This window comes from Dolichospermum sp. LEGE 00246 (assembly GCF_015207865.1).
Classification (GTDB): Bacteria; Cyanobacteriota; Cyanobacteriia; order Cyanobacteriales; family Nostocaceae; genus Dolichospermum; species Dolichospermum heterosporum.
The window spans coordinates 1-7,720 of sequence record NZ_JADEWA010000257.1; the positions used below are offsets into that span (position 1 = coordinate 1).

Consider the following 7,720-nt stretch of genomic DNA (forward strand, 5'->3'; position numbering starts at 1 on the left):
GATTGTCTGTCGAGTGGAAAAACCTCTTAGAAGTCATTCTAAGACCACGATGAAGCAGGAAATAAACACTAAGATTATCGCTGTCCAGATGTGTCTAGACTTTGGTAATTTTGGGTAAGTTTTATAGAACGGGAAATCTAAGAGCGATTCCTACGGGGCGATAGCGAAGCGCGACCTAGTAATCGCCATCGTATTCAAGTAAGGTTTCAGTCCCCTTGCGGGAATTAGATGTGCGGAAACAGGGAGTAAGTTAAATTGCAATTCAATGTCTCGGATTAAAAGCGGCGATCGCGCTCCTGTTTCAATCCCTAATAGGGAGTAAGTGAAATTGCGATTAAAAAACACAACCAAGGAGTAAAGACAATGAAGTTTCAATCCCTAGTAGGGAGTAAGTGAAATTGCAATTCTTAATCCCCCTAGAGTTGAGGAGCTATTGATTGTTTCAATCCCTAGTAGGGAGTAAGTGAAATTGCGATCAATAAGTACGGTATCGGAGAAAGTATTTGTGACGATGGTTTCAATCCCTAGTAGGGAGTAAGTGAAATTGCAATAATTTGACTATGCTGACAGTGAAGGCGTTATTCAAGTTTCAATCCCTAGTAGGGAGTAAGTGAAATTGCAATAAAGTCCCAAATACTTTGTAGTCAGTAATGTAGAGTTTCAATCCCTAGTAGGGAGTAAGTGAAATTGCAATAGCTTTATTGAAGATTTAGCTTTCTTGGTTGAAGTTTCAATCCCTAGTAGGGAGTAAGTGAAATTGCAATAAGTTCTACCATTCCTTCCCACATCAACTCCGTGTTTCAATCCCTAGTAGGGAGTAAGTGAAATTGCAATTCTTTTTTGCTGGAGCCATCGAGGACTAATAGACTGTTTCAATCCCTAGTAGGGAGTAAGTGAAATTGCAATATACTGATAGGAGAGCAAATAGCGAAAATACTTTGTTTCAATCCCTAGTAGGGAGTAAGTGAAATTGCAATAAAATTTCTATCTGCCTCTCAACATCGCCAACTAGAGTTTCAATCCCTAGTAGGGAGTAAGTGAAATTGCGATGCTACCAAAAAAGAACGCACCGCCTTAATTAATTTAGTTTCAATCCCTAGTAGGGAGTAAGTGAAATTGCGATAAGACTGTTCCTATCGTTGGTGAGTTGCTGGGCATTTCTGGTTTCAATCCCTAGTAGGGAGTAAGTGAAATTGCGATTCAATATAAAAACGATTTTCTAAATACATACTCAGTTTCAATCCCTAGTAGGGAGTAAGTGAAATTGCGATAGAAAGAATTTTATCGAGGCTTACAGTAGCGTCGTTTCAATCCCTAGTAGGGAGTAAGTGAAATTGCGATGATAAAGATTTAAAATCCAAGCGTAATCATGTAAAGTTTCAATCCCTAGTAGGGAGTAAGTGAAATTGCGATTTTCGGGTATACCAGCCGCTCAGGGTGGTAAAGCATAAAGTTTCAATCCCTAGTAGGGAGTAAGTGAAATTGCGATATCTACTAAATAAATCACACGCTTGAAGGGTAGGTTTCAATCCCTAGTAGGGAGTAAGTGAAATTGCGATAGGTAAGGTACAATCTTCAAAATGGTAAGTTTAGCTGTTTCAATCCCTAGTAGGGAGTAAGTGAAATTGCGATCAATGTTTAATTACTCAAGGTTTTTGGGTTTTGAGTTTCAATCCCTAGTAGGGAGTAAGTGAAATTGCGATCTAAAAAAGTTCGATGTCTCCGCGCAGGAGAAATTGGTTTCAATCCCTAGTAGGGAGTAAGTGAAATTGCGATGCAGAAAGGATTTAAGTAAATTCCATTTTGAAGACAAGTTTCAATCCCTAGTAGGGAGTAAGTGAAATTGCGATTGGAAACCTTAGCCAAGGTAACTTATGCTTACAATTTAGTTTCAATCCCTAGTAGGGAGTAAGTGAAATTGCGATACTCCGGTACAACCCGGAGACATCCCTAACTATTTGTTTCAATCCCTAGTAGGGAGTAAGTGAAATTGCGATACGGCTATAAAGTTATTTTAATTCACGGTTTCAGTTTCAATCCCTAGTAGGGAGTAAGTTAAATTGCGATTTGATGACTGGATATCTATTAGTTCAGCATTGATTAGTTTCAATCCCTAGTAGGGAGTAAGTGAAATTGCGATCTTCCATGATGATACCAAAATGGAACGAGGTAGTGGTTTCAATCCCTAGTAGGGAGTAAGTGAAATTGCGATCTAAGGCGTGTGTCTCTAATGGCTGCGTTAGAGATGTTTCAATCCCTAGTAGGGAGTAAGTGAAATTGCGATGACCCACAATATATGGAAATGCTACGGAAATGGCGTTTCAATCCCTAGTAGGGAGTAAGTGAAATTGCGATTATCTTTACATGATCAATCTAGACTAGCTAGTATTTTGTTTCAATCCCTAGTAGGGAGTAAGTGAAATTGCGATGGGATAAAACCCAAGCAATCTGCACTCAGTATGGAATTGTTTCAATCCCTAGTAGGGAGTAAGTGAAATTGCGATCACAGCTACACATTTTCCAATCCATACATCCGCGTTTCAATCCCTAGTAGGGAGTAAGTGAAATTGCGATTTCCCACTGCGTTGGTGGTTACGGTGGTTCAATCAATCAAGGTTTCAATCCCTAGTAGGGAGTAAGTGAAATTGCGATTCAATCCAACTTTCACTTTTTAAATAGGAGAAATCATGTTTCAATCCCTAGTAGGGAGTAAGTGAAATTGCGATGCTTATGACAATTTTGATGGCTATGGATTCAGAATAGTTGTTTCAATCCCTAGTAGGGAGTAAGTGAAATTGCGATGAAACAAAGATAACGCCTTTGTTACAGGCTTTGACGTTTCAATCCCTAGTAGGGAGTAAGTGAAATTGCGATAACCAGAAGAAGGAGTTATTGTTACGAATACAATGTTTCAATCCCTAGTAGGGAGTAAGTGAAATTGCGATTAGCATTCCGACCAATATCAGACCATTTTTCGGGTAGTTTCAATCCCTAGTAGGGAGTAAGTGAAATTGCGATTTTAAATCATCAGGAGTTGACGGAAGAGGAGAAACGTTTCAATCCCTAGTAGGGAGTAAGTGAAATTGCGATGGCAAAAATGAGATTATTTAATCTTTGTGAGTATAAAGTTTCAATCCCTAGTAGGGAGTAAGTGAAATTGCGATTCACAAGGAATCTTTGACGATATTTACCCAGAAGAATGTTTCAATCCCTAGTAGGGAGTAAGTGAAATTGCGATAACCGAGATTCTAAAGTTGCAAAATGACAATCTCAGTTTCAATCCCTAGTAGGGAGTAAGTGAAATTGCGATGCGCCATACCCACGCCCGACATAGCTAGATAATTGGTTTCAATCCCTAGTAGGGAGTAAGTGAAATTGCGATGACTGGTGTTTCAGCTTCTTCAGGTCGTCCTTGGTTTCAATCCCTAGTAGGGAGTAAGTGAAATTGCGATCGCGGGGTGCTGAAAGCCTATATATATGTAGTTTTCAAGGTTCAGTTGCGCGGATGCCTTTATGATAATCCATTTCAAGAAAAGTGTCAAGGAGTAAAATAGCTGAAACTCCTGCTGTGCAAGGTGCGCGGATGGGTGAGCTCCATGAACTGTATGAAAAGCTTGTGTAGACATGATTTCAGGCATTTTTTGAGAAATTGAATTTTTTACACCCACCCCCTCGCGCATTAAGCGAAGAAAATCGTCTGATCGCTTCTCTCAATAATTTGGCAGGGGCGATGTCTACGAAGGGAGAAGCGAACTGCTTGCAGCAGCGAATAGCGATCGCCTGGGTTTTCCTCAAGAATTGTGGGCGATCGCTAGGAATCATATTTTGTTAGAGTTGTGTAAATATTACAATTTCATTGCTCATATTTTTATTGAATCTTTATAGAAGATGAAAGTGTTCAAAAGCTTCTCTAATTAATGGCAATCTATCTAGAGGACAAGGATAAACTCTTGGTTTTCCTTCAGAACTGCGTTGAGATGCTTTAAGTGGAAGTCCTAACTGTTCTTTGGCATGAGCAATCCAACAGGTTTTAACTGTGACCTGATATTTAGTTTTGATGTAATCCTGGAGTTGCTTGTAAGTAGTCATACTTGAGAATTGATATCACCTAATTTGTAAGTCTGTGTCTGCATAGTAAATACTCCGTTATTTTTTGACATTTCTTCTCATATATAAACAGCGATCGCTTGTTTTCCTTAATAATTTGGGATTATTTTGAAATAACCAATATGCCATTACTTTTTTTCCTTGAGAAGTTGGTGGGGGGCGGGGGCGATGCCTATGGCGAGGGGGCGATCACTGATGGTGATTGACCTGGTGCTAACTATTTCCAAGAGTAAATACCACCCCGACGTAAAAAAGCATCTGTGTTCCAACCAACTTGAGCGAAGGCAGCATTTACACCCACTTCTAAAATTGGTGAACTGTATGAATGCCCCTTCTTGGTTTTGGTAATGTTGTAAAACTGCCCTTGTGGATTAACCATGATGTAGGAATCTTTCATCAAGTCATTTGATTCTGGAATAACTTGAAATCCTTCATTTATCAAAGGTTGGTGTCGTTCAACAAATTCTTGAAACTGTTGTGGTGATATCAGCAGTTCCTCAACGCTACCATCATTTTGACCCTGTACTGGTAACACTTGAAAGATTTTCCATCGTTCTGGACGCACCCGCCTGACAAAATCTGACATATTTTCTTGAAAATTTAAGCCTGTAACTACTGTATTAAGTTTAATGCGGATACCATATTGATGTAACTTATCAAATAAAGCAATTGATTGTATTACATGATTACCATTCCCCCGTCCTAAATCCTTTTGGACTGCTTCTGAAGCAGAATCTACCGACAATGCAACCCAATCAATTTCATGAGCGTGTTTTTCTAGCAATTCAGTCATTCTCGCACCATTACTCACAAGACTGGTTATAAATCCCAAACGATGCGATTCAGCTACAAGTTCGCCAATGTTAGGGTGTAGTGTTGGTTCTCCCCCAGCAAAGTTAAGTTTCTCTGCTCCTGCCTCACGTAATAAGAAAAGAAGATGTTTAGCATCATTTAAAGTTAAAGCTCCTTCGATATCAGGAAAAGTAGCAAAACAAAATCGGCAATGATAATTGCATGGTTTCCACAGATGAAAATTTACAGAAATTGGTTTCATGATAATTATTTTTGATAAATCAAAATTTGAAGTTAGCTAATTTACATCAAAATTTATAGACTTTATTATCGGTATACTTTCGCTAATTTTGTATAGTTCGCAGCACAAATTAGAATATGCTTGCTCAGGATTTGAATTAGTTGTATCAATTTGTATGATTGGTATATTAACTAATGCAAATATACGTTTGTATGATTCATCAAGATTATATTCAAGAGAAACTTTATCGCCATACCATTGCATAGGAACTTTCTCACTTCGTTGTATAATACGCTGGTTAATTGTTGACTGGGATGCTGTTACATAAACAATGATATCAGGGAGTAAAAATTCTTGTTCTGATTGCAGGATATGTAGATAAGAAGACAAGTCCTGTTTCATCAACAGACTATGATAAGCAAGAGTAGAAAACACATATCTATCAGCCACAACCCCTAAATTATTCAATTTTATTCTGTATTCATAACTATGTAAAATGTTACACAAACTATAAAAATGGAATGTGCTAATTGGGGAATTAGTTGCGGCTATTTGCTTCCGTAAAGAAATTAATTCAGGTGGTATGCTACCGTAATAATTAAAATTTTGCTGCTTTGCAAATAGTTCTGCTAAGGTGGTTTTACCAGCCCCGTCTAATCCTTCAAATGCTAAAAAAGGAAACTTTTTCATTAGTTACAATTATCTCAATAAAAATATAGGACTTCAGGTTGATTACTGAAAAGCTTTTTACTTTGCTATTGCGTTCTCCTAAGAATGAAGTGAGCAATGCTTATGGAGATTCCTACGGAGTGCTTCGCTATCGCAAATTAGTCTTCACTTTTTAATTGTGGTGGGGAGTTCAAAGCATTTTCCATCAAGTCAACAACAGAGTTTTTAGTATCATATAAAATCACCAAATGCTCCCTTGCCCTAGTCATAGCCGTGTAAATCCCGGCTTTTTCTTGGAAATCTGCATCGGGATCATGGGGGAATTCATTAGCCATGTCTAAACCAGCAACAATAACCGCATCAAATTCAACACCTTTGAGGGCATTCCAAGAGTCAACAATTACAAAGGGTCTATCTACCACATTCATGTTTCTATCTGTAGAACCTCTGGGGGCGTGATGTTGAATATTCAGTTTTAACAATTCTGCACTAATTAAATTTTTGAGTTGCCAATTTTGTGGATGTACTAAAACACCAATGGAAGATTCTTTATAACTTGATAATGCTAATTTAACTTGTTGGGCAATTGTTGAAGACATTTCATGATTGGAAACTTGTAATAGTAAAGGTTGAATATTTGAACTTCTGGATTTTTTGGTTTTTGGTTCAATAATATCCCCAATTCTACCTCCAGCTTGTTCTTTTTTGGACACTTTTATGTTAGCATCAGACAATGATGTAAGTATAAAATGCCAAGCCAATTCAAGAATTTCTGGGGAGTTTCTATAATTAACATCGAAGATTTGAGAACGACCTACAACATCAATTCCCAGTTTACGCCATGACCAATTTTGTTTTCTTCTATGAGACTGACCATAAACAGACTGAGTGTTATCATAAACAAAAAAGAGAGAGTTGGTATCGTTATCTAATACTTCTAAAATAGCCCTAAACCACTCATCATAAAAATCTTGGGCTTCATCTATTAAAATGGCTTGGTATTGTAAATGTGATTTTTGAGCTAAATCTATAATTTGCAGTCTTAGTGTATCATTCCTATCAAACTTATAATCATAATTTAGTTTATTATAAGCCCAACTATGAAATGTATTACAGGTAACTTGTTTTTGGATACCTTTTTCTGCTAGTTTTGAGGTAAGCCAACCATTCATGAAACGATTGTAACTAAGAATCAAAATATCATCATATTCATCAATAATTTTCTCAACTCTGTTTCTCAATACTAAGGATTTACCAGAACCAGCAATACCCCGAACAAGTCCATGTCCTTTGGTATTCATATTTTTGACTTTGGTTTGCTCTTTGTCTAAATCTTCTCTGATTAACCTTTGATTAATAGTCTGTTGAAAATCTATCCATTGACCCATGTTCTTAGTCCAGTGTGTATAACATTAATAACAGTATTTTATTACCACTTAACATTACTTAATTGTTATGTTCTAGATAATTACTGATTTCAAAAGTCAGCTTTTTACATTATACAAATCACTGGAAGATACCTCTTCCAATTGGTTAGTTTCAGTCCCCTTGCGGGGATTAGATATGCGGAAACCCCGCCGTCTGAAACATAAACTGGGGGCGGAATCCAGAGACGATTTTGGCGGACCTCTCAAAAAACCTTATTTCAGGCTTCGGGTCAAGCACAAACTGAAACTGATGAAACGCTGAAAGTATTTAGTTGTCAAGGTTCTGGCTGTTTGGCGAATCTCCAGGGTTTTTGACCCCGCTTTAGGTCTGCCAAAAATTTAATCTCACCTATCAATTATATAATGATAGCCTGTTCTTGTCTAGGGATTTCCGAACCATAGGTAATAGTTCTTCTCACACTCCCAGCATCCAACACATACATTCTAAGAGAATCTTCATCAGACTTGATCAGTTTTTCTATCT

At 37.6% G+C, this 7,720-nt stretch carries 5 protein-coding genes and 1 CRISPR repeat array; of the genes, 1 reads left to right on the top strand and 4 read right to left on the bottom strand.

Annotation, left to right across the window (positions count from 1 at the left end):
* The first annotated feature begins 225 nt into the window (after positions 1–225).
* Positions 226–3,452: a CRISPR direct-repeat array (repeat unit 34 nt; unit sequence GTTTCAATCCCTAGTAGGGAGTAAGTGAAATTGC).
* Between the two features lie 197 nt (positions 3,453–3,649).
* On the top strand, positions 3,650–3,832 hold the full coding sequence (locus IQ228_RS16405; protein ID WP_193963573.1) for a hypothetical protein: 183 nt from the start codon (positions 3,650–3,652) through the stop codon (positions 3,830–3,832).
* Positions 3,833–3,879: 47 nt separating this feature from the next.
* On the opposite strand, the gene IQ228_RS16410 is transcribed toward IQ228_RS16405, so the two are convergent.
* The 4 genes from IQ228_RS16410 to IQ228_RS16425 all read right to left on the bottom strand — a co-directional run bounded on the left by IQ228_RS16410 (position 3,880) and on the right by IQ228_RS16425 (position 7,197).
* The gene (locus tag IQ228_RS16410) at positions 3,880–4,089 is read right to left on the bottom strand and encodes a hypothetical protein (protein ID WP_190383360.1); all 210 of its coding nucleotides are present in this window, start codon (positions 4,087–4,089) and stop codon (positions 3,880–3,882) included.
* A 235-nt stretch (positions 4,090–4,324) separates the two neighbouring features.
* Positions 4,325–5,161: a viperin family antiviral radical SAM protein gene (locus tag IQ228_RS16415; RefSeq protein ID WP_206755169.1), complete on the bottom strand. Its 837-nt coding sequence runs from the start codon at positions 5,159–5,161 to the stop codon at positions 4,325–4,327.
* Between the two features lie 36 nt (positions 5,162–5,197).
* A complete protein-coding gene (locus IQ228_RS16420) occupies positions 5,198–5,830 on the bottom strand; it encodes a deoxynucleoside kinase (RefSeq protein ID WP_193963574.1) in 633 nt (210 codons plus the stop codon).
* Positions 5,831–5,967: 137 nt separating this feature from the next.
* Positions 5,968–7,197: a UvrD-helicase domain-containing protein gene (locus tag IQ228_RS16425; RefSeq protein ID WP_193963575.1), complete on the bottom strand. Its 1,230-nt coding sequence runs from the start codon at positions 7,195–7,197 to the stop codon at positions 5,968–5,970.
* Positions 7,198–7,720 lie beyond the last annotated feature (523 nt).

What these genes read in the sequence shown, in the direction of transcription:
- IQ228_RS16410 (WP_190383360.1), bottom strand. Translation starts at nt 4,089, where the DNA reads ATGACTACTTACAAGCAACTCCAGGATTACATCAAAACTAAATATCAG.
- IQ228_RS16415 (WP_206755169.1), bottom strand. Translation starts at nt 5,161, where the DNA reads ATGAAACCAATTTCTGTAAATTTTCATCTGTGGAAACCATGCAATTAT.
- IQ228_RS16420 (WP_193963574.1), bottom strand. Translation starts at nt 5,830, where the DNA reads ATGAAAAAGTTTCCTTTTTTAGCATTTGAAGGATTAGACGGGGCTGGT.
- IQ228_RS16425 (WP_193963575.1), bottom strand. Translation starts at nt 7,197, where the DNA reads ATGGGTCAATGGATAGATTTTCAACAGACTATTAATCAAAGGTTAATC.